20 protein-coding genes are annotated in these 25002 nt (G+C 66.9%); 8 read left to right on the forward strand and 12 right to left on the reverse strand.

The window, feature by feature from the left end:
• The first annotated feature begins 131 nt into the window (after positions 1 to 131).
• The 4 genes from OYT95_RS18535 (at position 132) to OYT95_RS18550 (ending at position 4453) form a co-directional block, all read left to right on the forward strand.
• Positions 132 to 1601, forward strand: coding sequence for a flavin-containing monooxygenase (locus tag OYT95_RS18535; RefSeq protein WP_268792251.1), 1470 nt, complete (start codon positions 132 to 134; stop codon positions 1599 to 1601).
• A gap of 14 nt (positions 1602 to 1615) precedes the next feature.
• Positions 1616 to 2548 carry an alpha/beta hydrolase gene (locus tag OYT95_RS18540; protein ID WP_112301704.1) on the forward strand — a complete coding sequence of 311 codons (933 nt, stop codon included), beginning with the start codon at positions 1616 to 1618 and terminating at the stop codon, positions 2546 to 2548.
• 55 nt (positions 2549 to 2603) lie between these two features.
• Positions 2604 to 3680 carry a 3-hydroxyacyl-CoA dehydrogenase gene (locus OYT95_RS18545; protein ID WP_112301394.1) on the forward strand — a complete coding sequence of 359 codons (1077 nt, stop codon included), beginning with the start codon at positions 2604 to 2606 and terminating at the stop codon, positions 3678 to 3680.
• 242 nt (positions 3681 to 3922) lie between these two features.
• Positions 3923 to 4453, forward strand: a complete 531-nt coding sequence (locus tag OYT95_RS18550) for a DUF1269 domain-containing protein (protein ID WP_009476842.1) — start codon at positions 3923 to 3925, stop codon at positions 4451 to 4453.
• Between the two features lie 72 nt (positions 4454 to 4525).
• On the opposite strand, the gene OYT95_RS18555 is transcribed toward OYT95_RS18550, so the two are convergent.
• The 10 genes from OYT95_RS18555 to OYT95_RS18600 all read right to left on the reverse strand — a co-directional run bounded on the left by OYT95_RS18555 (position 4526) and on the right by OYT95_RS18600 (position 15466).
• Positions 4526 to 4945 carry a potassium channel family protein gene (locus OYT95_RS18555; RefSeq protein WP_157174040.1) on the reverse strand — a complete coding sequence of 140 codons (420 nt, stop codon included), beginning with the start codon at positions 4943 to 4945 and terminating at the stop codon, positions 4526 to 4528.
• A gap of 170 nt (positions 4946 to 5115) precedes the next feature.
• Positions 5116 to 6663 (reverse strand): DUF1254 domain-containing protein, encoded by a 1548-nt coding sequence (locus OYT95_RS18560; protein ID WP_268792165.1) that lies wholly within the window; start codon positions 6661 to 6663, stop codon positions 5116 to 5118.
• A gap of 47 nt (positions 6664 to 6710) precedes the next feature.
• Complete coding sequence (locus OYT95_RS18565) at positions 6711 to 7667, reverse strand: SCO6745 family protein (RefSeq protein WP_009476839.1); 957 nt, start codon at positions 7665 to 7667, stop codon at positions 6711 to 6713.
• 56 nt (positions 7668 to 7723) lie between these two features.
• Positions 7724 to 8977 (reverse strand): cation:proton antiporter, encoded by a 1254-nt coding sequence (locus OYT95_RS18570; protein WP_112301392.1) that lies wholly within the window; start codon positions 8975 to 8977, stop codon positions 7724 to 7726.
• A 98-nt stretch (positions 8978 to 9075) separates the two neighbouring features.
• A complete protein-coding gene (locus OYT95_RS18575; RefSeq protein ID WP_245973401.1) occupies positions 9076 to 10623 on the reverse strand; it encodes a DUF1254 domain-containing protein in 1548 nt (515 codons plus the stop codon).
• Positions 10624 to 10705: 82 nt separating this feature from the next.
• Positions 10706 to 10930 (reverse strand): hypothetical protein, encoded by a 225-nt coding sequence (locus tag OYT95_RS18580; RefSeq protein ID WP_112301390.1) that lies wholly within the window; start codon positions 10928 to 10930, stop codon positions 10706 to 10708.
• Positions 10931 to 11021: 91 nt separating this feature from the next.
• The gene (locus OYT95_RS18585) at positions 11022 to 13706 is read right to left on the reverse strand and encodes a LuxR C-terminal-related transcriptional regulator (RefSeq protein ID WP_245973402.1); all 2685 of its coding nucleotides are present in this window, start codon (positions 13704 to 13706) and stop codon (positions 11022 to 11024) included.
• Between the two features lie 563 nt (positions 13707 to 14269).
• The gene (locus OYT95_RS18590; protein WP_037238129.1) at positions 14270 to 14647 is read right to left on the reverse strand and encodes an SHOCT domain-containing protein; all 378 of its coding nucleotides are present in this window, start codon (positions 14645 to 14647) and stop codon (positions 14270 to 14272) included.
• 63 nt (positions 14648 to 14710) lie between these two features.
• Positions 14711 to 15160, reverse strand: a complete 450-nt coding sequence (locus OYT95_RS18595; RefSeq protein ID WP_037238127.1) for a DUF6325 family protein — start codon at positions 15158 to 15160, stop codon at positions 14711 to 14713.
• A gap of 90 nt (positions 15161 to 15250) precedes the next feature.
• The gene (locus OYT95_RS18600) at positions 15251 to 15466 is read right to left on the reverse strand and encodes a three-helix bundle dimerization domain-containing protein (protein WP_037238125.1); all 216 of its coding nucleotides are present in this window, start codon (positions 15464 to 15466) and stop codon (positions 15251 to 15253) included.
• A gap of 219 nt (positions 15467 to 15685) precedes the next feature.
• Between OYT95_RS18600 and OYT95_RS18605 the strand changes: the two genes are divergently transcribed.
• Genes OYT95_RS18605 through OYT95_RS18620 form a run of 4 tightly spaced genes read left to right on the forward strand, consistent with a single transcriptional unit; the run spans position 15686 to position 21462 of the window.
• Positions 15686 to 16084, forward strand: a complete 399-nt coding sequence (locus tag OYT95_RS18605) for a DUF7144 family membrane protein (protein ID WP_037238123.1) — start codon at positions 15686 to 15688, stop codon at positions 16082 to 16084.
• A gap of 25 nt (positions 16085 to 16109) precedes the next feature.
• Positions 16110 to 16952: a polyphosphate kinase 2 gene (gene ppk2 / locus OYT95_RS18610; protein ID WP_037238121.1), complete on the forward strand. Its 843-nt coding sequence runs from the start codon at positions 16110 to 16112 to the stop codon at positions 16950 to 16952.
• A gap of 30 nt (positions 16953 to 16982) precedes the next feature.
• Positions 16983 to 19736 (forward strand): cation-translocating P-type ATPase, encoded by a 2754-nt coding sequence (locus OYT95_RS18615; RefSeq protein ID WP_268792166.1) that lies wholly within the window; start codon positions 16983 to 16985, stop codon positions 19734 to 19736.
• Between the two features lie 10 nt (positions 19737 to 19746).
• Positions 19747 to 21462 (forward strand): SulP family inorganic anion transporter, encoded by a 1716-nt coding sequence (locus tag OYT95_RS18620; protein ID WP_268792167.1) that lies wholly within the window; start codon positions 19747 to 19749, stop codon positions 21460 to 21462.
• 10 nt (positions 21463 to 21472) lie between these two features.
• On the opposite strand, the gene OYT95_RS18625 is transcribed toward OYT95_RS18620, so the two are convergent.
• Both OYT95_RS18625 and OYT95_RS18630 read right to left on the reverse strand, forming a co-directional pair.
• Positions 21473 to 22822, reverse strand: coding sequence for a diacylglycerol/lipid kinase family protein (locus OYT95_RS18625; protein WP_268792168.1), 1350 nt, complete (start codon positions 22820 to 22822; stop codon positions 21473 to 21475).
• Between the two features lie 132 nt (positions 22823 to 22954).
• Complete coding sequence (locus tag OYT95_RS18630; protein WP_268792252.1) at positions 22955 to 24985, reverse strand: phage holin family protein; 2031 nt, start codon at positions 24983 to 24985, stop codon at positions 22955 to 22957.
• Positions 24986 to 25002: the final 17 nt, after the last annotated feature.

The following is a 25002-nucleotide window of genomic DNA, read 5'->3' on the forward strand; positions in this document are numbered from 1 at the left end:
GAGGCAAGGATTAGGCGAGCGGACATGTCGCTGGGTGCGGGTGCAGACCTACTGTGAAACACATCACAACCTCGCACGACAGCGACCAGGAGACCCCAGTGACGATCACGACCATCCCCGAGGTGGAGACCATGGACTTCGATGTGTTGATCATCGGCGCCGGCATCTCCGGAATCGGTGCGGCCTACCACCTGAAGACCCGCCGGCCCGACACGACGTTCGCGATCCTGGAGGGTAAGGACGCGATCGGCGGGACGTGGACCCAGTTCCGCTACCCGGGGATCCGCTCGGACTCGGACATGCCGACCTTCGGCTTCGGATTCAAGCCGTGGACGCACAAGAAGGCGATCGCCGACGCGCACATCATCCTGGACTACCTGCAGGAGACCGTCACCGAGAACCACATCGACGAGCACATCCGATTCGGATACCGGGTGTCGTCGGCGGAGTTCTCCTCGTCGGCGGGGCGCTGGACCGTGACCGCGCAACGTTCCGGCAGCGACGAGACCGTGCAGATCACTGCGCGATTCCTGTTCTCCGGCACCGGCTACTACAACCACGAAACCGGCTTCACGCCCGAGTTCGACGGCATCGAGGACTTCACCGGCCGGGTGGTTCATCCCCAGCACTGGCCCGAAGAGCTCGACTACTCCGGCAAGAAGGTGGTTGTCATCGGCAGCGGCGCGACCGCGGCAACGCTGATCCCCGCGATGGCCGGCACCGCCCAGCACATCACGATGTTGCAGCGCTCGCCGAGCTACGTGCTCTCGCTGCCGGCCGAGGACGCGATCGCGAACACGCTCAACAAGCTGATCGGCCCGAAGCGGGCCTACCCGATCATCCGGCGCAAGAACATCATGATGCACCGCGGGATCTTCAAGGCCTGCCGCCGCTCCCCGAAGCTCATGCGCAAGCTGTTGATCGCCAACGTCCGCCGCCAGCTGCCCAAGAACTTCGACGTCGACACCCACTTCACCCCCCGCTACAACCCCTGGGATCAGCGCCTGTGCATAGTGCCCAACGGCGACCTGTTCAAGGCGATCTCGACAGGCCAGGCCTCGGTGGTGACGGACCGGATCGAGCGTTTCACCGAAACCGGGATCCGGCTCGAGTCCGGCCAGGAACTCGAGGCCGACATCGTCGTCACCGCCACCGGTTTGAACATGCTCGCGTTCGGTGCGATCCAGATCAGAGTCGACGGAGAGCCGGTGAATCCGCCCGACACGACCGTCTACAAGTCGATGATGCTCAGCGGCCTACCGAACTTCGTGTTCGCACTCGGCTACACGAACATCTCCTGGACGCTCAAGGTCGACCTCATCAGCGAGCACTTCTGCCGACTGCTCGACCACATGGACGAGCGCGGCTACACCACCGTCGAACCGGTCCTCACCGATCCGGGCATGGAACGGGTCCCGTTGCTCGACCTCACCTCCGGATACGTCCAGCGTGCGGTCGCCGCGTTCCCCCGTGCAGGCACCAGCGGCCCGTGGACGGCCGCGATGGCCTACGAGAAGGACGTCGAGCGGCTGCGTGAGGGGCCGATCGAGGACCGCGACCTGCGGTTCACCGCCAGCCAGCCGGCTCTGCTGGCCTCGTGATCGGAGTGAGCACGATGAAGAACGAGATCACCTTCACCAGCCACGGCGTCACCTGTGCGGCCTGGCACGTTTCGGCCACCACCGACGCGCCGGACCGGGAACCCGGCCGGCCGTGCGTGGTCATGGCACACGGCTTCGGCGGCACCCGGGACACCGGCCTGCTGGGCTACGCCGAGGCATTCGCTCAGGCAGGCATCGATGCGTTCGTCTTCGACTACCGCGGCTTCGGTGACTCGGACGGCAGTCCACGCCAGGATGTTTCGTTCCGGCGTCAGCGACAGGATTACCGTGCCGCGATCGATGCGGCCCGCCGCCTGCCGGGCGTCGACCCGGACCGGATCGCACTGTGGGGGACGTCGTACTCCGGTGGTCACGTCATCGCGGTCGCGGCGGAGGATGGGCGCGTCTCGGCGGTCGTTTCCATGACACCGGCCACCGACGGGCTGGCCGCCCTGGTGCAGATCGCCCGCTACGCCGGCCCCGGCCAGCTGGTTCGCGCCACCGGACACGGGCTGCGGGACGTCGCCCGTGTGCTGACCAAGCGCGCGCCGCACCACGTTCCGGTGGTCGGTCAGCCCGGGTCGGCGGCGATCATCAGCACGCCTGGCGCCGAGGAGGCCTACACCTCCATGGCGGGCGCGACCTGGCGCAACGAAGTGTGTGCACGCACCGCACTGGAGGTCGGTTTGAACCGGCCCACTACCTTCGCCCGTCATCTCACCTGCCCGATCCTGGTGCAGGTCGGCACGCGCGACCGCATCGCGCCGCCCGACGCGGCGCGCCGGACCGCCGCGAAGGCCGGTCCTCTCGCGCAACTGCGCGAGTACCCCGTCGATCACTTCGACGTCTATCAGGGGCCCTGGCAGCAGCAGGCACTGGCCGACCAGCTCGCCTTTCTGCACCGAGTCCTCGACCCCGTCCGCAGCACGCCGTCGCTGACGATGTGAGACGGCACCCACCGCACATCAGAAATATGCATCACCGAACACGAATGGAGAAGTTATGTCAGACCTGAATCGGGTCACCGTATTGGGCGCAGGCGTCCTCGGCGGGCAGGTCGCATGGCACAGCGCGTTCAAAGGGAAGGACGTAGTCGTCTACGACCTACACCAGAAGGCCATCGACAATTGCCGTGCTGCGCACGAAATGTACGCCGACATCTACCGCGTGGACGTCGCCGCCACCGACGAGGACATCGCGAAGACCCGGAAACGGTTGACCTACAGCACCGATATTTCCGAGGCCGTTCAGCATGCAGACTTGGTCATCGAAGCGGTATCGGAGAGGCCCGACGTGAAGACCAGCGTCTACGAGACCATGGCACCGCACCTCCCCGAACACACGTTGATCGCGACGAACTCGTCGACATTGTTGCCGCAGGACTTTGCAGCAGCGACCGGCCGTCCGGAAAAATACTGCGCGATGCATTTCGCCAATCTCATCTGGAAACTGAATGCAGTGGAGATCATGGCGCACCCGGAAACCGCGCGAGATACGTTGATCGCGGCAACGGAGTTCGGAATCGAAATCGGCATGGTCCCCGTCCCGATACAGAAGCAGCAGAATGGGTACGCCATCAATACCTGGCTCGTTCCCCTGCTGAATGCCGCACAAACCCTCGTGACAAACGATGTCGCAACCGCCGAGGACGTCGACCGCACCTACATGATCGTCAATCGAGGCTGCTCCATGGGCCCATTGGGGCTGATGGACGTCGTCGGTATGACCACCGTGTTCAATGTTCTCGACCACTGGGGGCATGTGAACAACGACGAGCAGATGCTCCGGAATGCCCACTACATCGAGAAGAACTTCCTCGATCAGGGTCTGCTGGGATTGCAGACAGGACGGGGATACTACAACTATCCCGATCCCGCCTACGGCACCGACGACTTCCTTTCTCCCCCAGACATTTCCGCAGCCTCCGACATTGCGGAAAAGGCGTTACTGCTCCACACGTCGGCCAATAGGCCACCGGCGCGATGTGGCAGCACAGGGGTCAACAACCCCGACGAGCAATCGCGACATGTCGGTAAGCCTCATGAGCACGCACCCACTACCCGGGTGGTCGCCTGGTAGTCACCCGTTTCGGGGGATGTGACCGGCGCTGCGGGTGTCGAGGCTGGATGCCGGACAACAATGCGAGGCGGCTACAGCATGCACAACCGGATCGAGGTGACGTCAATCGATATCCGCGATTGGTCGGAGCCATTCCGCGCGAAGGCCAACTACTGGCCGAGCCGGGCGACCCACCGGCCTGGTGGCCGACCTAGCCCGCGCCTTCACTGACCCACCGTCATCCACATCAATTGGAGGAAACCATGGCCCTCGATACATTCGCCCTCCTGGCGGCGACCTACGACTCGCAGGACGCCGCGATCGCCGACTACGACGCCGTGCACGAGCTCTACGTCGAGACGGGCCTGGTCGATACCTACGACGCCGCCGTCATCACCAGAACGGACAAAGGCAAGGTCAAGATAGTCAAGAAGCATGAGCAGCCGACCCGGCAGGGCGCCTGGGGCGGACTCGGCATCGGCCTGGTCGGGGGTGCGCTCGTTGCCCTGTTCCCAGCCGTAGGGCTCGGGGCCGGGCTGTTGTTGGGTGGCGCCGGCGGCGCTGGTCTCGGGGCCCTCGGCGGGCACGTCGCGGCCGGGATGAGCCGCTCCGACCTCAAGGAGGTGGGTGAGCTGCTCGACGCGGGTGACAGCGGACTGATCGTCGTTGCGGCGACGGACCTCGAGGCGCGCGTCGAGAAGGCGCTCGAACGCGCCTCCAAGGTGACCAAGAAGCAGCTCGAGGCGGACACGGAGCAGGTCAGCAAGGAGATCGACGAGGCATCCAAGTCCTGAGAATTGCACCGACACGACGGTTCGACGCCTCGCGCCTCCGGTCGCACGACGTCGAGGGCGAGCCCGATTCTTCTAGACGGGGTCCGTGGGCTCTCGGCGCTTCCGTGAGCGCTCGATGGCGCCGTAGAGGAGTTTGCCGCCGATCCCCAAGAGCACCAGGTTGGTGACCATCTGGGTGGTGACCACCGCCCGCCCGGTGTCCGAGACGGCCAGGATGTCCCCGAATCCGACGGTCGAGAAGACGGTGACGGTGAAATACAGCGACGCCATCCGGGACAGCGCGGCCGAGAAGCTGCCCGGGTTCACCGCCGCCATCAGGTAGTACATGATCGAGAATCCGAGCAGGTAGAGCGGCAGGACGGTGGCGATCGCCTCGACGGCCTGGGGCACCGGGTACCGCGATCGCAGGATCCGGCGGAACTGCCACGTGGTCACCGCACCGAACACGCAAATCGCCCCGACGAGCAGCAGCCAGCTCCGTGGATCGTTCACATTGTCCAGTGGCACAGTAAAATACAGCGCAAGTAGCAGTGCCGTTGTCAGTATCGGACGCAGAATCGCTCCGCGCAGCTGTGCGCGCCGGCTCGCGCGTGTCGGCGCCGGTGAGTGGTCGAACATCAGGTCGCCTCCCTGGGACACTCGCGGAAGACTTCCCTACCGCGTTACTGCACCCGCTCGATTTCGCTCGGTCGCCAGGTCTTGTCGAAGAAGGATTGCAGCGGGCTGTACAGCCGAAGGATGATGAAGAATCCCTTGTCCGGGTCGGTTTGGATCCAGTTTCCCTGGCCGACACCATCCGGTTTCTCGGGGGCGAAGTGGATCGTGGTCGACCCATCGGCATCGGCGTCGGCGGCCGGGGACGGGTAGCTCTGGCTGCCGGCCCTCGGGAAGCGCTGCGGTGTTTGCAGCATCGACCGGGTCTGGTTGTCGTACAAGGTCAGTGACCAGAATCGGGCCGCTGGAATGTCTAGCGGCAACGACATCGTGTACGTCTTCGCACCGTCGTAATAGGCGTTCTCGCTATCTTTGAACGCAACCAGGTATTGCGACCCGATGCCGGTCAGCAGCATGCACATCGCCGGGGTGATCGCGGTGTAGCCGTAGAAGAACATCGTCCGCAGGTGCAGCTTCTTCGCACCGCCGGGCGGGAAGGGTTTGATGCCTTCCTCGGTGACGAGCGGCGGCGGCGTTTCGAAGGTGTAGCCGCCTGGGAAGAGCATGTTGGTCCACGCCGACCCCGGGTAATACACGTGCCCCTCCGCCTCGCGGGCATCGAACATCAACGACCGCGAGGTCGCGTGGCCCACCGCGGCCGCCTCCTCCAGGATCTTGCGCATCCGCTCGTCCGGGTCGAACTTTTCACCCTTCACGATGCCGATCGCGGCCAGCTGTCCCAGGGTTTCGGCGTCGGTGGCGGTGGCGGGTGTGTCCTGGACCAATGCGTTGAGCAGTTCGTAAAACCCGAAGTCCGATGGTGGAATCGTGTTGAACTCCTTCCCACTCGCCTCGACGAACCGGGTCTCCGGCGGCGCCGCCGACTTCCCTGGCGGGACTTTCCCTTCCAGGAGGGTCGCGACGGCGGTGCCGTACCCACCGGGCACGTACGGGTACAGCTTCAGCGTTTTCTTGATCACCACGACCGTGGGTTTCGGGTCGCTGTCCTGCATGAACGAACGGCCGATCATCATGACGCGGTTGGTCCGCGAGTGGCCCAGATGGACTCCGCTGTCGGGCAGGGGACCGTCGTAATCCGGCGGGATGAGCAGGAATCGGCCGCCCTCGCCCCGGTCGGGGCCAGGCAGTCCGAAGTCGCTGATCCAGTGAAACCACATGTCGTCGAAGACGCCCAACGCCATCGGCGGTGTCTCGACCACCATCGGCCCGCCGTTCAGATCCACGATCGACCAGAAGTAGATCGTGTCGGCGTTGGCGGTCAGGAACAGCGACTGGGAATCCAACAGCTCTGAAAAGAGCAGTACTGAGTTGTCCTCGGCACCGGCGTCGAGGAAGCCTTGGCGCAGCGCCCAGGTAGATGCTCCCGGGAAGGCGTTGAGGAAGACGTTCACTCCGTGGAGAAAGTCGAGGTGGTCGTACGCCTTCTCCACTGTGTCCCTGGCCGGCGCGCCGTCGGTGAACTCCAGGGCGTTGAGGCGGGTGTGCATGCGGTCCGGTGCGGAGATCGATTCCAGGGTTTTTCGGTCGACACTCATCTGACGGTTCCCTTCCACTCTTAACGCTGGCTATCGGCCAGGGCGGTTCATGCCTTGTTCTCATACTTTTCGGCCGCGGTGTCGATGGTCAATCCGGAGCCGAAATGCGGCCCGCCGCCGACGTTGTAGATACCGGCGATCCGCTTGGGGTAGGACTTGGCGGCGACGACGGCCTCGGACCAGGGGTCGAGGTGTGAGAGCAGTTCGTCGAGGTCGTCGCCGAGCGCGTCCAGCACGGACCGTTCGAGTTCGTCGGTGCGGACCTCGATTTCCTCGCGGAATGCGCGGCCGGCGTCGGTGAGCTTCTCGTCGCCGGTCACAAGTCCACGTTTCTCGAGTCGCTCGAAGCCGGCGTCCATATCGGCCGCTTTCCAGCCGCGGGTCGGGGCGTAGGCGCGGGCCGGGAGTCCCCACCACTGTTCGGTCAGCAGGAGGATCTCGACCGCGTCGACGCCGCCGACCGCCCAGGCGATGACGTGGCTGTCGCCTCGGTGCTCCCTCAGCAGGTCCGCCGCCCGCCACAAGTCACCGATCGGGGTGCCGGGGAAGCCGAGCGAGCGCAGGCCCCCGTAGATCGGGTGCGCTTCCCACCGGGCCGCGTCGGCGCCGCGGCGGAGCAGGTCGGTCACCCGAGCGAGCCCCTCGGGCTTATCGCCGAGCACCCGCGCCAGCATGGCGGTCGCCCCCTTTTCCCGGGCTGCGAGGATTGTTTCGCGGTCGGCGAGCTGCCGTCCTTTCTCGACGGCGGGCACGACGGCCTTCGGGTTGAAGCAGCCGAAGGCGGCGGCGACCACTTCCCCCGGTACGTCGCCCATGCAGGCGCTGCGGCTGGTGAAGTACGCCGTCATTTCCGGGCGGGCGGCGCCTTCGTGGGTGACGGGACTGCCCGCGAAACCGAGTTTCTCGTACGCCGCGTGCGCCTCGGGGGCGAAGTACACCCCGGCCGCCACGGGTTCGAGTGCGTTGCGCAGCCGGCGGGCCCTCTCCCGGAATTCTGTGGCCATCGGATCTTCTCCCTTGTGTGTTCGGTGCCCGGTTGTCATGTGTCATGTGTCATGTGTCATGTCGAGGGTGTCGTTTGCTGGGCTGGTTGTGTCTCACCGCGGGGGTTGTTGCGGAACCAGGTGGCGTAGCGGTTGGCCAGCGGCGAGGCGCTGAGTCCGTGGGCCAGGACCGAGAGGCCGATCGTGACGATCGCGGTGGTCAGGAGCAGTTCCTCGTGGGGTAGTTCGCCCGGTTCTTCGAGGATGAGAATGGCGCAGACGATGGTGGCGAGCCCGCGTGGGCCGAACCAGCCGATGAAGCCGACGGTCGTTGCGCGGGCGTGCATCCCGATCATCGACAACGCCACCGGGATCATGCGGACGACGGTCAGGCTCACCACCGCGTAACCGAGCACCGCCCAGGACAGGTGACCGAGGGCGGGGCCTAGCAGGATGGCGCCGAAGACGATGAAGGTCACGGCGTTGAACAGGTCCCCGGACTCGTCGAGGAGACCCGCACCGTCACTGCCGGCCGCCTTGCGGCGGCGGATGGTCCCGAAGGTCAGTCCGCCGACGAACGCGGCAATGAAGCCCGACCCGCCCAGCGGCACGGCGACGGTGTAGGCGAGCACGGCGGCGGCGACGGGAACGATCTGCGCCCACAACGGGTCGATCGTTCCGCGCCGTTGGGCGGTGATCAGGATCGTGGCGGCGACCGCCCCGGCGCCGAGGCCGGCCACGATGCCGTACCCGATCTGTTCGGCGACCAACCGGACGGCCGCGCCGCCCCCGATCGCCCCCGACTCGGCCTGAGCGATCGCCAGCACGATCAGAAAGAGCGGCACGCAGATCCCGTCGTTGAGACCGCTCTCGACGTTCAAGCCCTGGCGTACCCGGGACGGGAGAAGCGGGAGCGTGACCACGGCCTGCCCGAGCGCGGCGTCGGTGGGGGCGAGGATCACCGCGAGGAGCAGCGCCTCGGGCCAGGCGAGGTCGCCGAGCATCACCACCGCGGCGCCGAAACCTGCCGCGATGGTCAACAGTAGCCCGATGCCGAGCAGTCGTGCGGGCAAAGAGATTTCGGCGCGAAGTGCGGGCAGGTCCACGTGGGAGGCATCGGAGAACAGCACCAGTGCCAGCGTCACCTCGGCGAGGAGTTTGATGATCTCGCCGGTGGACTCGACGTCGATCAGCCCCACCGATATGCCCCCGAGTAGGAGGCCACTGCCGGTGAAGACGATCGGGGCCGTAATCGGTGTGCCCTCGATGCGGCCGGAGATGGCGGCGAAGACGAGCAGTACGCCGGCGATTTCAGGAAATGCCCACGTCACGGTGCCACCGCCTCAACGCACCCGGTCAACCTCGCCGGGTCTCCAGGTAGCAGCACACCCGCGATTGCGAGCAATGCCCATGTCACGGTGCCACCGCCTCAACGCACCTGGTCAACCTCGCTGGGTCGCCAGGTCTTGTCGAAGAAGGACGCCAGCGGACTGTAGAGGCGCAGGATGACAAAATATCCCTTGCCCGGATCACTTTGGACCCAGTTGCCCCCGCCCACGCCGTCTGGTTGCTCGGGGCCGATGTGTACGGTGGTCGACCCGTCGGCATCGGCCTTGGCGGACGGGGTGGGGTAGCTCTGACTGCCGGACCTCGGGAAGCGTTGCGGTGTTTGCAGCATCGACCGGGTCTGGTTGTCGTACAAGGTCACCGACCAGAACCGGGCGGCAGGGATGTCGGGCGGCAGCGTCACCGTGTAGTGCTTGGCGCCGTCGAAGTAGTTGTTCTCGGAATCCTTGAACGCCACCAGGTATTGCGATCCGATACCGGTCAGGCGCATGCACATCGCCGGGGTGATGCCGGTGTAGCCGTAGAAGAACAACGTCCGCAGGTGCAGCTTCTTCGCGCCGCCTGGCGGGAACGGTTTGATGCCCTCCTCGGTGACGAGCGGCGGCGGCGTTTCGAAGGTGTAGCCCCCGGGGAAGAGCATGGCGGTCCACGCCGATCCCGGGTAGTAGATATGTCCCTCCGACTCGCGGGCGTCGAACATCAACGACCGCGAGGTCGCATGGCCCACCGCGGCCGCCTCCTCCAGAATCTTGCGCATCCGCTCGTCCGGGTCGAACTTTTCACCCTTGACGATCCCGATCGCGGCCAGCTGTCCCATCGTCTCTGGGTCGGTGGCGGTGGCGGGCTCTTCCTGGACCATCGCGTTGAGCGTCTCGTAGAAACCGAAGTCGGACGGCGGGATGGTGTTGAACGCCTTCCCGCTGGCCTCGACGAAGTTGGTTTTCGGCGGCGTCGCCGACTTTCCCGGGGGGACCTTTCCTTCCAGCAATGTCGCGACACTGGTCCCGTATGTACCCGGCACGTAGGGGTAGATCTTCAGCCGGTCCTTGATCTCCTCGACCGTCGGCTTCGGGTCGCTGTCCTGCATGAACGACCGGCCGAGCAGCAGGGCGCGGTTGGTCTGCGACTGGCCCACATGGAATCCGCTGTCGGGCAGGGGCCCGTCGTAACCCGGGGGAAGGAGTAGGAACCGGCCGCCCTCGCCCCGATCGGGGCCGGGGAGGCCGAAGTCGATGATCCAGTGGAACCACATGTCGTCGAAGACGCCCAACGCCATCGGCGGCGTCTCGACCACCATCGGCCCGCTAGTGAGATCCACGAACGAGAGGTAATAGACGGTGTCGGCGTTGGCGGTCAGGAACAGGGACTGGGAATCCATCAGTTCGGAGAACATCACGACCGTGTTGTCTTCGGCGCCGATACCAAGGAAACCTTGGCGCATCGCCCAGGTGGATGCTCCTGGAAAGGCGTTGAGGAAAACGTTCACTCCGTGCATCAGATCGAGGTGGTCATACGCCTTCTCCACGGTTTCTTTGGACGGGGCGCCGTCGGTGAATTCGAGTGCCCCTAATGGGGTCTCGAGGTGATCGGGGGCGGAGAGCGATTCCAAGACTTTTCTGTCGATGCTCATCTGGGTTTCTCCGATTCGGATGGTCAGGCGGTGAATGCGTTGTGGCGGGCGGGGCGCGAGCAGGTTCGGTGTCGAAAGACGCTCATTCGTTCGAGGGTGGGCCGGCACGTGAGGCGGGGACCTGCCGCATCTCGAGGACCTGCAGTCCGAGGTTTTGGAACCGGTTGAGCAGCCCGTACAGGTGGGCTTCGTCGGTCACGGCACCGAAGAACAGGGTTTGATCGGGCATGCGGACGTGGTCGAGTTCGGGGAAGGCGTCGGTCAGTGCCTGCGACACGACGCCAGCGACACGGAATTCGTAACGCATGTGAGCTCGTTTCTCGGAGCCGAAGGCGAGTTGTCTTCATCATCTGCCCCGCCCGGACCTGTTGGGATCACCCGGTATGGGCGACCCGCCGCTACAGAATCCCGAGGTCGCGGGCGCGATGGACGGCCTCGCGGCGGCGCGTGACGCCGAGCTTGCGGTAGATGCGCAGCAGGTGCGTCTTGACGGTGTTGGTCGAGATCGACAGTTCTGTCGCGATTTCTTCGGTGGTCAGCATCGCCGCGACCTGGCGCAGCACGTCGAGTTCTCGTGGGGTCGGGGACTCGATCACGGCGGGCAGTGCCAGATCGTCGGCCGGGAGCGGACCAGGGTCGAGGGGGGTGGGCAGCCAGTCGTGTCCGTTCGCGCGTTGCGGGTTCTGCCGGAGCCAGTGGTGCACCCAGGGTCCGCTCTCGACAAAGACCCGCCGCAACTTTTGCGGGCGGGCGAGGCCGAGCGCCTGCTGGAGCAGTCGGCGGGCCTGGTCTGTGTGCCCGTCGTCGGCAGCGGCCTGGGACCGCAGCAGGCACGCCTGCACCCGGGTCGGGACCGATGTGCCCGCCGGCACGTCCGCGAGGACTTCCAGCGCGCGGGCGGTGTCGTGACCGGTGGCGAGCTGTACCCGGGCCCGTGCCACGGCGTGCTCCGGACGGCCGGAGGGTGCGGCGTCGAGGACATCGAGGGCCGCCCGGGTGTCGGCGTGCGCGAGGTGGGCGCAGGATGCGGCGATGACCAATTCATCCGCCGCCCACTGCGGCGGGGGGTGGACCAGAGCTGTTTCCGCGGTGCGCAGGATCTCGAGGGCGCCGCGCCAATCACCGTCGGCGGTGGCAAGCCGGGAGCAGATGACGGCGGCCGTGGCCGTCGTCATGGGGTCGGGCCGGGATCCGGGCTCGATTGCCAGGTCGAGATGGGTGTGGGCGGCCACGCGGTCGTCGTGTTCGGCCGCGACTCCGGCCAGGACGAGGTGACTGAGCCGGACCAGGTCGTCCGGCGGCACCGCCGAGCGCTCGGCGACGGCGAGCGCTCGGCGCGAGTGTGCCAGGGCTTGTCTCAGACGTCCCCGCAGCAGCTCGACCAGGGCGAGGGAGCCCAGCGAATCCCGCAGCGGCTGTTCGGTTCCGGTTTGCTCGCTCGCGGTGACCGCGTCGGTGAGTATCTGTTCGGCGCGGTCGAGATGGCCGGCGCCGAGTTCGGCCGAGCCGAGCCCGCCCAGCACCATCGCGGGGATCTCGGGGTGTTGCCCGCGCAGGGGCTGCGGCACCGTGTGGAGCAGCCGGTCGGCGGTGGTTGCCGCCTGCCGGGTGGCCGCCAGATCGCCGGCGGCCCGTCCCGCGAGCACCCCGACCATCGAACGGACCAGCTGGGGTGCCGGGGCCGCGGGCCCGGCGCGCAGGAACTCATCGGCCCGGGTCAGCGCGGCCGTGCAACCGGTCAGGTCTTCATCGGCGAGTCGGAGGGCGGCGTCCACCAGCGCCGGAGCCGCGCCGGGCAGGTCCGCCGGCATCGCGGCGAACGCGTGAGCGAGTCGTGCGGTGTCGAGTCCGGTGAGGAGCCGGCCGACCGCAAGGTTGTCGACCAGCTGACCGGCGGCGAACTGCCAGTCACCGGCGGCGGCGGCCTGTGTGACGGCATCGGCGACGCGCCCGGTATCGGCGAACCAGCGCGCCGCCTGGGCGCGCAGACGGGGTTCGAGGCCGGGGTACCGCTGGGAGAGGTGCGCGCGGAGCACCTCGGCGAACAGCGGATGCAGCCGGTACCAGGCCGATCCGTCGACGCGATCGAGGAAGACGTGGTTGCGGGCGAGGCGTGCCAGGGTCCAGTCGCCGTCGCCACGGCCAGTGAGCAGGTCCACCAGTTCGGGGTGGATCCGGTCGGTGATGCAGGCACACAGCAGCAGCTCCTGCGCCGCGGGCGGCTGTGCGGCGAGCACCTCCGAGAGGAGGTAGTCGGCGATCGTGGTGCGGTCCGCGGCAAATGCGCCGATGAACGCCTCCGGGTCGGCGCTGCGCTGCATCGCCAACGCGGACAGGCGCAGCCCGGCGGCCCAGCCGGCGGTGCGTTCGGCCAGCAGTGCAACATCCGCCCGCGAGATCTCCAGCCCGTGCGAGCGCAGCAGCAGTTCGACCTCCGCGGGGGTGAACATCAGGTCGGCGTTGCGGATCTCGGTGATATCGCCGTGCGCCCGGTAGCGGTGCAACGGCAGCAGAGGCTCGGTCCGGGTGGTGAGCACGAGCCGCAGCACGCCGGCTGCGTGCGTGACGACGAAGTGCAGGCCGGCGGCGATCTCGGGTGCGGACACCGCATCGAACTGGTCGAGTACCAGAATCGCCGGCTGCCGGGAGGCGGCCAACGCGTCGGCGAGGCGCACCAGCAGTGAGTGGTCGACCTGCTCGGCCCGCGCCGGCCGCCCGACCTCGACCGGCAGTACCCCGCCCCGGTGCAGCGCCTCGAGCACATAGGCCCAGAACAGTCCCGGGGCGTCGCCGGGTTCCACGGTCAGCCATACCGGGCGTGGGAGCGCCGTGTGCTCGCGGGCCCACTGGGCGGCGAGCACCGTCTTGCCGGCGCCGGCCGGTCCGGCGACGAGCGTCACCGGCCCGCCCGTTCCGGCGGTCAGCCGGTCGAGCAGCCCCTGCCGGCGGACGAGGATCTTCGGGGCCGCCGGGACCGCGAACCGGGCCGTGAGCAGCGGGTCACCCGAACATGCAGGGCGGCGCGGGTGCTGCGGGTCGAGGGACCCGGGACCCCTGCGATCGGGAACCGCGGGATCAGGCACTGCAGGGTTCTGCATGGGGCACCGGCGTCCGTCCGAGGCGATTCTGGGTGATCGCTCGACCCCTCCATTGAACTCCGATGCTTCCCAGGTCGTCACCAATTCGGTGGATGCGACCGGCGACCGGGCCGCGAAGACTGAAACCAGACCACAGGTGAGACTGCCCGACCTCGCACCGTATTTGTCCTGCCGTCGGCTCGGCGATCTGGCATGGCACCGTCAGACGCGCCATCACCAGACGAACCACCGTCGCCGCGAAGAAAGCTGACCGCCCGGCCCCCGGACGGCTGAGGCCGAGCCCACGTCGGAATCCGATAGCAGAGCAAACCTGTTGCGGGACAGAGAATGTATCCGGTTACGAGGGGTCAGGGTGCAAGTTCGATTTCGCCGGGTCGCCGGTCGAGCCGTCCAGTTCAGTGGCGGCGGGTTGGTGAACTCGAACCCCCCCGGCGAACAGCGAGTGCCACCGCGAGCTGCGAGTTCCTCTACGCTGCACAATCATCGGTGCGGCCTACTCGCGCGCAGCGCTGTAACCGCTCCTCCGCTCGGCCGTCCGCCGACCGACGCTACGTCAGTGTCTTCGTCTTGATCGCCTGGAATTCGGCGTCGGTGATCGCCCCGGAATCGAGCAGCGCCTTGGCGTCCCCGATCTGCTGCGCCGGAGACTTCCCGGCGACGTCCCGGATGTAGGAGTCCTGTGCCTGCTTCACCTGATGAGCGGCGGCCATCGACCGCTTCGCCATGCCGTCGCCGCGGGCGATCACGTACACCAATGCCGACAGGAAGGGAATGACGAACAGCAAGAAGATCCAGATCGCCTTGACCCACCCCGAAGTCTCGCGGTCCCGAAACAGGTCGGTGATGATCGAGAACAACACGGACAAATAGGCCGCGAAGGCGAAACAGACGAAGATGAACCAGAAGAACTCCCAGAAACCTTCCATTTTCGACGCTCCGTCCACTCGGTGTTTCCGATCAGAAGGCCAGGATTCCGGCCTCCTCGAACCTCAATTGGTGGCGTCGAGCGCGTCGAGCGCCGCCAGGATCCCCTGAACGGGGATCCGCCCCGAGGCCACCAGCTGCGCGCCCTCGCGGCGCAGTGCGGAGGCGAACGGTGCGGCCCAGCAGTTCTCGTAGACGAGAATGGCTCCGGAACACCCGGGGGCGAGTACGGCAGCCGCATCCTCGAGGTCTGTTCGGTCGATCAGACCCGTCGCCGCCTCGGCGAACAGCGTCACGTCCACACCACCCTCGAGCCCGAGGTCCTCGATGGCCATCCCCACCAGCGATCCGTCGGCTTCCTTGCGAACGAAGATCAGATCGAGCACACGGATGATGCGTCGTTCGACCAGATCGACCAGAAGGGGCAACGCCGATCCGTCGGGTCTGCGGTCGGCGGGAAACTCCACGACGAGATAGTCGATGGGCCCGAGTTCGTCGAAATCGGTGTCGTTCACTGCAGAACCTCTCTTCTGAAGACAGCAGCGACAGCCACACGGCTCTTGGTCAGTATCCACCCGACGGGCCACGGCGACTAGAGCACAAGGTCAACTGACCGCTTCGGTCGCTGCGCGGTCCGACAGTTCGCGTCGTGCCGCCTTCTCCACGAGGAGGGGGACGAAATCACGGATTCTGCCTTTCGCGAGCCGCTTGTGAACGGTGCGAACGATGTGCTCGATGTCCACGGGTGACACTGTGGGATAACGAGTGGTCAGGCGCTCGATGACCTGTTCGATCTGAAGCAACTCGTCGTCACCGATCATCACACCATCGTCTTCCCGCTGCGTAACCAGCGTCAAGACACGAAACGGCCTCTCGAACAACTCAGTTCGGCGCCAGGACCGTGAATGTCCCTGCGTCTGGAATGAATCCAGTATCCGGGGCACCGTCCGGAAATACAGTTTCCCGACTATCACCAGGTGGAAATGACGGACAATGTGAGGTACTGGGCCGCCGGGCTCGCGGTAGGGAAAGGGACGGTCATGTCCGAGACAAGGTCAGTCAAGCAGGGCGTCGCGGCAGGCACTTCGATCGGGGCGGCCATCATCATGGTGACCGTCGGGATCATCCAGTTCTTCCAAGGAATCGCCGCGGTCGCCGAGAACGAAGTATTCGTGACGGGGCTGAACTACGTGTACAAGTTCGACCTGACCACCTGGGGCTGGATCCACATCGTGCTGGGTGTGCTCGTCGCAGCGGTCGGCCTCGCACTGTTCACCGGAGCGGGATGGGCGCGGGTGTCCGCGATCGTGATCGCGGCCGTTTCCATACTCGCCAACTTTCTGTGGCTTCCGTACTACCCGTGGTGGTCGGTACTCATCATCGCGCTCGACGTCGTGGTGATCTGGGCCCTGTCGACCTGGCAGCCGGATCGGTACTGAGCCGCAGGCAGCCGGGGTCGAAGCCGTGGGTAAGAAATCGAAGCACGAGAAATCCGGGATCGATCTGCCCCGACCGGACGGTGCCGAGCCCGGCGCACCGATGAAGAACAAGGAGTACCGCCGCCTGCTCCGTCCGCTCCACTGCGAACTCGTCGCATTGCAAGAGTGGGTGAAAGCATCGGATGCGCGGATCTGCATCGTCTTCGAGGGTCGCGACACCGCCGGGAAAGGCGGCGTCATCAAGGCGATCACCGAGCGGGTCAGTCCGCGCGTGTTCCGTGTCGTCGCCCTACCCGCCCCGACGGATCGCGAGAAGTCGCAGATGTATGTGCAGCGGTACCTACCGCACCTCCCGTCCGGCGGGGAGGTCGTCATCTTCGACCGTAGTTGGTACAACCGCGCGGGCGTCGAACGGGTGATGGGCTTCTGCACCGAGGAGCAAGCGCAGCAGTTCCTCCAACTCGTCCCGACGGTCGAACGCGCGATCGTCGACTCCGGCGTCATCCTGCTGAAGTACTGGCTGGAGGTGAGTGAGGACCAGCAGACGCTGCGCCTGCAGAGCAGGATCGACGACCCGCGGAAGGTCTGGAAGCTGTCGGACCTGGACCTGAAGTCGTACACCCATTGGTACGACTACTCGCGGGCCCGGGACGAGATGTTCCACTTCACCGACACCGGCTGGGCGCCGTGGTACGTCGCGGTCAACGACGACAAGAAACGCGGACGGCTCAACGTCATCAGCCACCTTCTGAGCCAGATCCCCTACGAACCCCTGGAACGCCCCGACATCACCTTGCCGGATCGGCGGGGCCCGCACGGCTACACACCGCCGAGGCAACCCCTGCACTGGATCCCCACACCCTACTGAGGACCGAACGCAGGAGAAGGACGAGCGGTCATGGCCACCACGGAACCCACGCAGGCGCAGACAGCCTGGCATGCCCAGGACACCGACGCCGTGGTGTCCGCACTGGCCTCCGATCGGCTGGCGGGTCTGACGGTCGGCGAAGCGGACGAACGTCGCCGACGGCACGGTCCCAACGAGATCGCCTCCGAGCCGGCGCCGTCGACGTGGGCGATCGCGCTGCAACAGCTGAGGGATCTGATGAACCTGATGCTGGTCGCCGTCGCGGTCGTCAGCGTCGTCATCGGCGAGGTGCCGACGGCGATCATCGTCGCGGCACTCGTCGTGCTCAACGTCGTGCTGGGCACGCAACAGGAACTGAAGGCACGCGCCAGCGTCGACGCGCTCGCGAAGATGCAGACACCGCAGGTTCGGGTCACCCGGGACGGGGCGCTGGAACAGTTCGCCGCCACCGAACTCGTACCGGGCGACATCGTGCACCTCGAGGCCGGCGACGTCGTCCCCGCCGACGGCCGACTGCTCACGTCGGCGACCCTCGAGGCACAGGAGGCCGCGTTGACGGGAGAAAGCGCGCCCGTCCCGAAGGACCCTCAGACCCTCGACACCGCCGAAGTCCCCCTCGGTGACCGCAGCAACATGGTCTTCCAGAACACTTCGGTCACCCGGGGCACCGCCACCATGGTGGTCACCGAGACCGGCATGCACACCCAGATGGGTCAGATCGCGTCGATGCTGTCGGCCGTCGCACCGAGCAAGTCTCCGCTCCAGCGCGAACTGAATTCGCTCACCAAGGTGCTCGGAATCATCGCGTGGACGGCGGTCGCGCTCATCGTCGTCCTCGGGGTGATTCGCGGACAGAGCCTGACGACGGTTCTGCTGCTGGGCATCTCCATGGGTGTGTCCGCTATCCCGACCGGTCTGCCGACGTTCGTGCAGGCGATGCTCGCCTTCGGCGCCCGGCAGCTGGCCGAGGCGAAGGCCGTCGTGAAGAACCTCACCGACGTCGAGACCCTCGGCGCCACCAGCGCGATCAACTCGGACAAGACCGGCACGCTGACGATGAACCAGATGACAGCGCGGTCGCTGTATTTCCATTGCCGGTGGTACACCGTCGACGGCGAGGGATACAGCAAGACCGGGAGGATCACCCACGTCGCGGGTGAGGCCGTCCCCGACTTCACCCTGCTCGCGTACGGACTGTGCCTCGACAGTGACGCCACCGTCTCCGACACCGGGGAGGTCGTCGGCGATCCGACGGAGGCCGCATTGGTCGTGCTCGCGGCCAAGGTCGGCGTCGACGCCCCACTCACCCGGCAAACGTATCCCCGCGTCGCCGAGGTGCCGTTCGACTCCGCATACAAGTTCATGGCCACGTTCCACCATCTCCAGGTGGACGGGAGCACCCGGTTCGTGGAACTGGTCAAGGGCGGACCCGACGTGGTCCTCGCCCGATGCGCCACCACCTACCGGCCGGGCCGGCAGGTGGCAGCACTCGACGAGGTCCGGGAGGAGCTGACCGCAGCGAACCGGACCATGTCCGAGAAGGGTCTGCGCGTACTGGCATTCGCCGCCCGCCGACTCGACGGGCAGGAGGTGGAGGCGGCGGCCGACCCCATGTCGTTCGTGGAGGACCTCACATTCGTCGGCATGGTCGGCATCATCGATCCGCTGCGGCCGGAAGCGATCGACGCCGTGCGCACCGCCCACACAGCAGGCATCGACGTCCGCATGATCACGGGCGACCACGCGATCACCGCATCCGCGATCGGCGCCGAACTGGGCCTCGGACCGGGCGCGATCGGCGGTCCCGAACTCCAGGCGATGACGGACGAGGACCTCGCGGCCGCACTTCCGAACCTGCACGTGTTCGGCCGCGTCACCCCCCAGGACAAGCTCCGCCTGGCCGACATCATGCAGAAGGGCGGCGCGGTCGTCGCGATGACCGGGGACGCCGTCAACGACGCCGCCGCACTGAAGAAGGCCGACATCGGCGTCGCCATGGGATCTGGCAGCGAGGTCACCAAGCAGGCCGGGAAGATGATCCTCACCGACGACAACTTCGGAACCCTGATCACCGCGATCCGCTTGGGCCGCAACATCTACGAGAAGATCGTGTCGTACATCCGGTACCAGATGTCGAAACTCTTCTCGCTGGTTCTGCTGTTTCTCGTCGCGAGCATCTTCGACATCAACGACGGGGTCGCGCTCACCCCGCTGATGGTGCTGTTCCAGCACTTTTTCATCACACTGTTCCCGGTCGCCGTCATCATGCTCGACCCACCTGCGCCGGATCTGATGAACAAGCCGCCCCGCGACCCGCAGATGCCGATCGCCAACCGGAGGGCGTTCGTGCAGTGGCTGGCGTACGGCGTCCTGCAGTTCGCCGTCACGCTCGCCGCGATGCTCCTCGCGCCGGGCGACATGAGTACCACCGAGGCGAGCGTCCCCATGACGACGGCGTTCGTGGTGTTGTCGTTCGGTTCCATCCTCGCCGGACTCGTCATGCGTCGCGACCCCGAGTCCGGGCTCACCGCACCGATCCTCGGCGCACTGAAAATCCTGTCCGTCCCGGTCGTGGTCACCGTGTTCGCGGTCGAGATCGGATTCCTCCAGGACCTCCTCATGACCACGTCGCTGACCGGCGCCCAGTGGCTCGCCTGCCTCGGCTGGTCGCTGATCATCCCGATCGTCGTCGAAGTGGAGAAGGCGATCCGGCGCCGCCTCCACTCGGTGCCGCCCACACCGATGACCACCCCCGCCGCCGTCGACCCCCAGCGCGCACGCTGAGGCCCGGACCATGTCCTGGACAGGAAGCCTCGGCCGGTTACCGGGGATCGTCACGGCCCGGGCCTACCGCCGGGAGTGGCTGCGTTCGGACATCACCGCCGGACTCGTCCTCACCGCCCTGCTCATTCCCGCCGGGATGGGGTATGCGGAGGCCGCCGGGTTGCCCGCCTACGCCGGCCTCTACGCCACGATCATCCCGCTCCTCGCGTATGCGGTGGTGGGACCGTCGAAAATCCTCGTGCTCGGCCCGGATTCGTCGCTGGCGCCGCTCATCGCCGCCGCGGTGCTGCCCCTCGCCGTGGCCGATGACCCGGAGAGCGCCCTCGCCCTCGCCGGCATCCTGGGCGTCCTCATGGGCGTCATCCTCCTCGTCGGCGGATTCCTGCACCTCGGCTTCGTGACCGAACTGCTGTCGAAACCCATCCGCCTCGGGTACCTGAACGCGATCGCGCTCATCGTCGTGGTCGGCCAACTACCCAAGCTGCTCGGGTTCTCCGTCGACGCCTCCGGCCTTCTGGGCGAGATCGGCGGGATCGGACAGGCGGTCGTCGAGGGTGACATCGACCCCGTCGCCGCCGCGGTGGGCATCGGCTCCCTCGCGGTCATCGTGGCGTTCCGCATCTGGATTCCCCGCATCCCCGGTGTTCTGGTGGCCGTGGTCGCAGCGATCGTCCTGTCCGCCGCACTCGGACTCACCGACGACATCGGGATGGTCGGCGCCCTGCCCGCCGGCCTGCCGCTGCCGTCGTTCGGCGGTGTCGACTGGGGCGACGTGGGGCAGCTCGTCGGCCCCGCCGCCGGTATCGCGCTGATCGCGTTCGCCGACACGGGTGTACTGTCCCGCACGTTCGCCGCCCGGCACGGCGAAGACGTGAACGGCAGCACGGAGATGAAGGCGGTCGGCGTCGCCAACATCGCCGGCGGACTGTTCGGCGGGTTCCCCATCTCCGCCAGCGGGTCACGAACCCCGGTTGCCGAACAAAGCGGCGCCCGCACCCAATTGGCGTGTGTCGTCGGCGCGCTCGCCGTCCTGGTCTTCGTTCTCGTCGCTCCCGGCGTCACCACCTATCTCCCCGACGCGACGCTCGGGGCCGTGGTGATCGTCGCCGCCACGGCGCTCGTCGACGTGGGTGGAATGGTGCGGATGTGGCGCATGAGCACCGTGGAATTCGGTCTCGCCATCGCGGCGTTTCTCGGGGTTGCCCTGGTGGGCGTGCTGCAGGGAATCCTCGTCGCGATCGGGCTGTCCTTCGTCGCAGTGGTCGCGCAGGCCTGGCAGCCGTACCGCACCGAACTCGTCCGGACGACCGATCGCCCCGGCTTCCACGACGTCGAACGCCACCCCAGCGGGCAGCGCATCCCCGGACTGGTGCTCGTGCGGTTCGACGCTCCCCTCTTCTTCGCGAACGGCGAGATCTTCGACGAATACGTGCGCTCGGTGGTGGCGACCGCGCCGAGCCCTGTCGAGTGGGTGATCGTCGCGGCCGAACCGATCACCGGTCTCGACACCACCGCCGTCGACGAACTCGTCGACCTCGACAGGTACCTGGAGGGCAACGGGATCCGGTTGGCATTCGCGGAGATGAAAGGTCCGATCAAGGACCGGCTCATCCGGTTCGGGGTCGGCGACAGGTTCGACGCGACACACTTCTATCCCACCGTCGAGTCCGCCGTCAGCGCATTCCACGGTCGGGCCGACCACACCGGCGATCCGACCGACGACTGAACCGACACGTTCAGCCTCGGGACGCCGACCCGGACGCAGGGTGAGGGCCGTACGCCGCCCGCCACAGTCGAACCCAGTCGAACGCGGGCGCTGCGGGACGCACCCCGGGCCTCGTCCTGGGCACCCGCACCCGCAAGGCGTCCGGTTCGATGGTGCACCGCACCGGAGTACGGAGCAGGAGTGATTCGCCGTCGACTCCCACCGGGATCTCCGGGGTGTCGGCGTCCACGACCACCTCGATCGCCGTTTCCTGCGTCAATCCGTGAACGTTGGTGCGACGCAGCAGACCGACAGCTTGCCGGGTGTTCGCCACCGACAGGGTGACCGCGCCGAGGACGCCGCGATCGAGACGGTCCCGGCGGCTCAGTCCCGCCAGATCGCTGTTGCCGTAGGGATTGTTGCTCACCAGGACCGCCTGTGGTCCCTCCACGGCCGTCTCACCGATTCGCGCGACCAATCGAGGCCCGGCGTCCCCGGTGAGCAGATCGGGGAGCAGCGTCAGCACAGTTGCCGCCTTGTCGTCACGGTATGCGGGACTGCGCACGATTTCGGCGTAGACCCCGAACGACGCATTGTTGACGAAGGGGCGACCGTTAATGGTGCCGAGGTCGACGCGCAACTCGACACCGTCGTTGAGCGCGTCCAGCGATCGGGACGGATCGGTGCGGTCGAGTCCGAGATCCATCGCGAAGTGGTTGCGGGTTCCGGCACTGATCACGAGGAACGGCAGGTGGTGTTCGGCCGCGACCGCCGCGACGAGCGCCTGGGTCCCGTCTCCGCCCGCCACCCCCAGCAGATCGGCCCCCTGCGCGACCGCCCGCTGGGACAGTGCGGTGACGTCGATGGTGGACGGCCCTTCGAGCAGCACGACCTCGGCGCCCAGCTCTTCGGCCCTGCGCTTCAGGTCGAACTTTGCGACCTTCCCGCCACCGGAATGAGGATTCATGATCAGGAACGGGTGCTGCGGTGGCGGGGCAGGATATTCGGGCATGGTCGTCTCCGCACGTCTGCGACGCAAAGCAGCGCGCGCACAGACGACGGCCAGCAGCGCGAGCGCGTACGAGAGCAGCACCACCCACAGCAGGTGCGCGCGGATGAACAGCGTCAGCACGACGATCGGCGCGACGATCGCCACGCCCAGGGAGATCCACCTGAGCACTCCGCGCCGGGTGAGGAACCAATACAACGCCGCCACCGTGACCACGACGCCACCGGTCCCCACGATGAGCAGCGCCACGGTGCCCAGCACCCCGGCGAACAGCACGGGCACCGCGGCCGCACCGACGGCGAACACGAACGCCACACGCGCCCACCAGCGCCGGCCACGGTTGTCGGTATCGGGGATGCCTGATCTGTTCACGTGACTACCCCCTCACCGGCGGCGCGTACTTCCTCACGACGGCCCGACGTCCCGTCGTATTTCCATCTTCCGCCGTGCCCGGAGGCGATCGCAGCACATTGCACGTCTTGGGGTACAGGTCTTCGCCAGCCGTCAGGGGCCGGTTCCCGACAGGTCGCGTGCGCGCGGCCCCGTCGAAAGGTCCCGCCAGCCGACGAGCACCGTGTGGACGGCCTCGGCCCCGTGCAGCGGGTCGGGCGGTGCGGGCAGGTCGGCGGGGTAGATGAGAAACGGAGTGCTCTGCGGTCCGCCCATTCCGCCGTGTGAGCCGACCTGCTCCTCGAACGCCGCGACCTCGTCGGTGTCGGGCCAGTACGTGCCACCGACCATGATGTCGGCAACGTTGTCGAAGGTGTCGGTGCGTCGCACCTTGGCCAGCGCGTCGGATCCCATCACCGCGAGCGGGTTCTCGCCGGTGACCTCGCCGGTCGTGACATCGACCTGGCCGCGGGGCCCGAGCACCACCGACCCGTCCGGCGTGGCGACGAGCAGGAAGCCGACCCCGGGATGCTCGCGCAACCCGGTGAGCAGGCCCGGATGGGCCGCCTCGATGGCATCGACATCGGCGCGTCCGGGCAGGTGCGGGAAGTAGATCAGACCGAGGTTGCCCGAGCCGAGCACGATCGGCTCGCCTGCGGAGGGGTGCGCCTCCTCGCCCGCCGTCGGCGAGTGCACACTGGCCGCGGCGTAGCCGCGCCCCTCCGCCCCGGGCTGGTGGGAGACGTCGGATTCGCGCTCGTACCAGCGACGCCTCACCGCGGCCGGTTCTCGCCGCGCGGCCAACCGGATGACCAACTGCCCCAGAGTTTCCCCGTAGCGTTGCAGGAAGGTCGCACCCTGGCTCTGCCCGTGATCGGACAGCACGACGACGCGGTACGGGCGGTCGGCCTGCACCACCACGGCGAGCAGCATCTCGATGACGTCGTCGAGTTTGGTCAGCACCGCGAGCGTCTCGGGCCGGGAAATGCCGGAATGGTGCGACACCTCGTCATAGCCGATCAGGTCGACGTAGACGACGCTGCGCCCCTTGATCAGATCGCCGACCACCGCGGCGGCGGCGACGTCGGTCGCGAGCACGGTCGCGAACGCACGCACGAACGGATAGACCCCGCCCCGCGGGACCCGCGGCTGGATATCCTTTCGCTTCTGCCGCAGCGACTGGCGTAGTTCCCGTTGCAGTTCCGCGACCATCCGGATGAACGTGCGCAGCGCACTCGCCGGGTCCGCGAAATAGTCGCTGTAACCGGCGCCGCCGCCGAGGCGGGCACCGCGCATGCGACTGACGACGAGCACGTTGTCGTGCGCGCCGCCGGTGAACAGGTTGCCGCGGCTCGCACCGTCGTGCGCCAGCAGGCCTGGGATGTCGGTGCGTTCGAGTTCGCGCTGCTCGTTGTCGGCCGGGTTGCTGAACACCGAAATGTGTTCGGTCGTCTTGTCGTACCAGCGAAACGCCGGCACGTTGTGGTTGGAACCGTGCAGCACGCCCAGCTGGGTCGCACCCGTCTGACTGCTCCAGTCGGTGTGCCACGGCGTCAGCCGATGGGTCCGGCGCACCAACTTCGCCAGCCCGGGCGTGACGCCGTCGGCTATCGCGCGACGCAGCACGTCGTAACCGAGGCCATCGATCTGGATGCACAACAGCCCCGGGGACGCGTCCACGAGCGCGGCGTTGCGACGCAACCGGAACCGCTGTCGGCGCACCTGCATCAGTCGGTACGCGGTATCGGAGCGGGACGCGATCGCTCCCGAAACCACGGAGGTGAACAGCGAGAGCAGCGCTGCGAGGACGAATGCATCACTCAGCTGGTCCACCGAGGCGACCGGCACCAGGTACAGCGTCAACACCATGATCAGTCCGCCGGCGAGGAATACCCCGACGAAAAGCAGCACCGGGCCGATCCACGACATGAACCGCATGATCACCGGCCACAGCGCGGCGTTCAGCAGGCCGAACACCAACGCGAGGACCAGCGCGGCCGGGAGTGTCGGGATCGGAGTGAAGCTCGACCGGTCCAGGGTGATGCCGCCGAGGATGCGGTCGAGCACGATGAGTGCGAGCGCCGACGACCCCCACAGCACGAAGAATTCGACGAGCACCCGCACCACGCCGCCCACCGTGCGCATCGCACCGCCTTTCGTCA

Source organism: Rhodococcus sp. JS3073, from assembly GCF_026810085.1.
GTDB lineage: Bacteria > Actinomycetota > Actinomycetes > Mycobacteriales > Mycobacteriaceae > Rhodococcus_F > Rhodococcus_F wratislaviensis.

What these genes read in the sequence shown, in the direction of transcription:
- OYT95_RS18535 (WP_268792251.1), top strand. Translation starts at nt 132, where the DNA reads ATGGACTTCGATGTGTTGATCATCGGCGCCGGCATCTCCGGAATCGGT.
- OYT95_RS18540 (WP_112301704.1), top strand. Translation starts at nt 1,616, where the DNA reads ATGAAGAACGAGATCACCTTCACCAGCCACGGCGTCACCTGTGCGGCC.
- OYT95_RS18545 (WP_112301394.1), top strand. Translation starts at nt 2,604, where the DNA reads ATGTCAGACCTGAATCGGGTCACCGTATTGGGCGCAGGCGTCCTCGGC.
- OYT95_RS18550 (WP_009476842.1), top strand. Translation starts at nt 3,923, where the DNA reads ATGGCCCTCGATACATTCGCCCTCCTGGCGGCGACCTACGACTCGCAG.
- OYT95_RS18560 (WP_268792165.1), bottom strand. Translation starts at nt 6,663, where the DNA reads ATGAGTGTCGACCGAAAAACCCTGGAATCGATCTCCGCACCGGACCGC.
- OYT95_RS18565 (WP_009476839.1), bottom strand. Translation starts at nt 7,667, where the DNA reads ATGGCCACAGAATTCCGGGAGAGGGCCCGCCGGCTGCGCAACGCACTC.
- OYT95_RS18575 (WP_245973401.1), bottom strand. Translation starts at nt 10,623, where the DNA reads ATGAGCATCGACAGAAAAGTCTTGGAATCGCTCTCCGCCCCCGATCAC.
- OYT95_RS18580 (WP_112301390.1), bottom strand. Translation starts at nt 10,930, where the DNA reads ATGCGTTACGAATTCCGTGTCGCTGGCGTCGTGTCGCAGGCACTGACC.
- OYT95_RS18590 (WP_037238129.1), bottom strand. Translation starts at nt 14,647, where the DNA reads ATGGAAGGTTTCTGGGAGTTCTTCTGGTTCATCTTCGTCTGTTTCGCC.
- OYT95_RS18600 (WP_037238125.1), bottom strand. Translation starts at nt 15,466, where the DNA reads ATGATCGGTGACGACGAGTTGCTTCAGATCGAACAGGTCATCGAGCGC.
- OYT95_RS18605 (WP_037238123.1), top strand. Translation starts at nt 15,686, where the DNA reads ATGTCCGAGACAAGGTCAGTCAAGCAGGGCGTCGCGGCAGGCACTTCG.
- OYT95_RS18615 (WP_268792166.1), top strand. Translation starts at nt 16,983, where the DNA reads ATGGCCACCACGGAACCCACGCAGGCGCAGACAGCCTGGCATGCCCAG.
- OYT95_RS18620 (WP_268792167.1), top strand. Translation starts at nt 19,747, where the DNA reads ATGTCCTGGACAGGAAGCCTCGGCCGGTTACCGGGGATCGTCACGGCC.
- OYT95_RS18630 (WP_268792252.1), bottom strand. Translation starts at nt 24,985, where the DNA reads ATGCGCACGGTGGGCGGCGTGGTGCGGGTGCTCGTCGAATTCTTCGTG.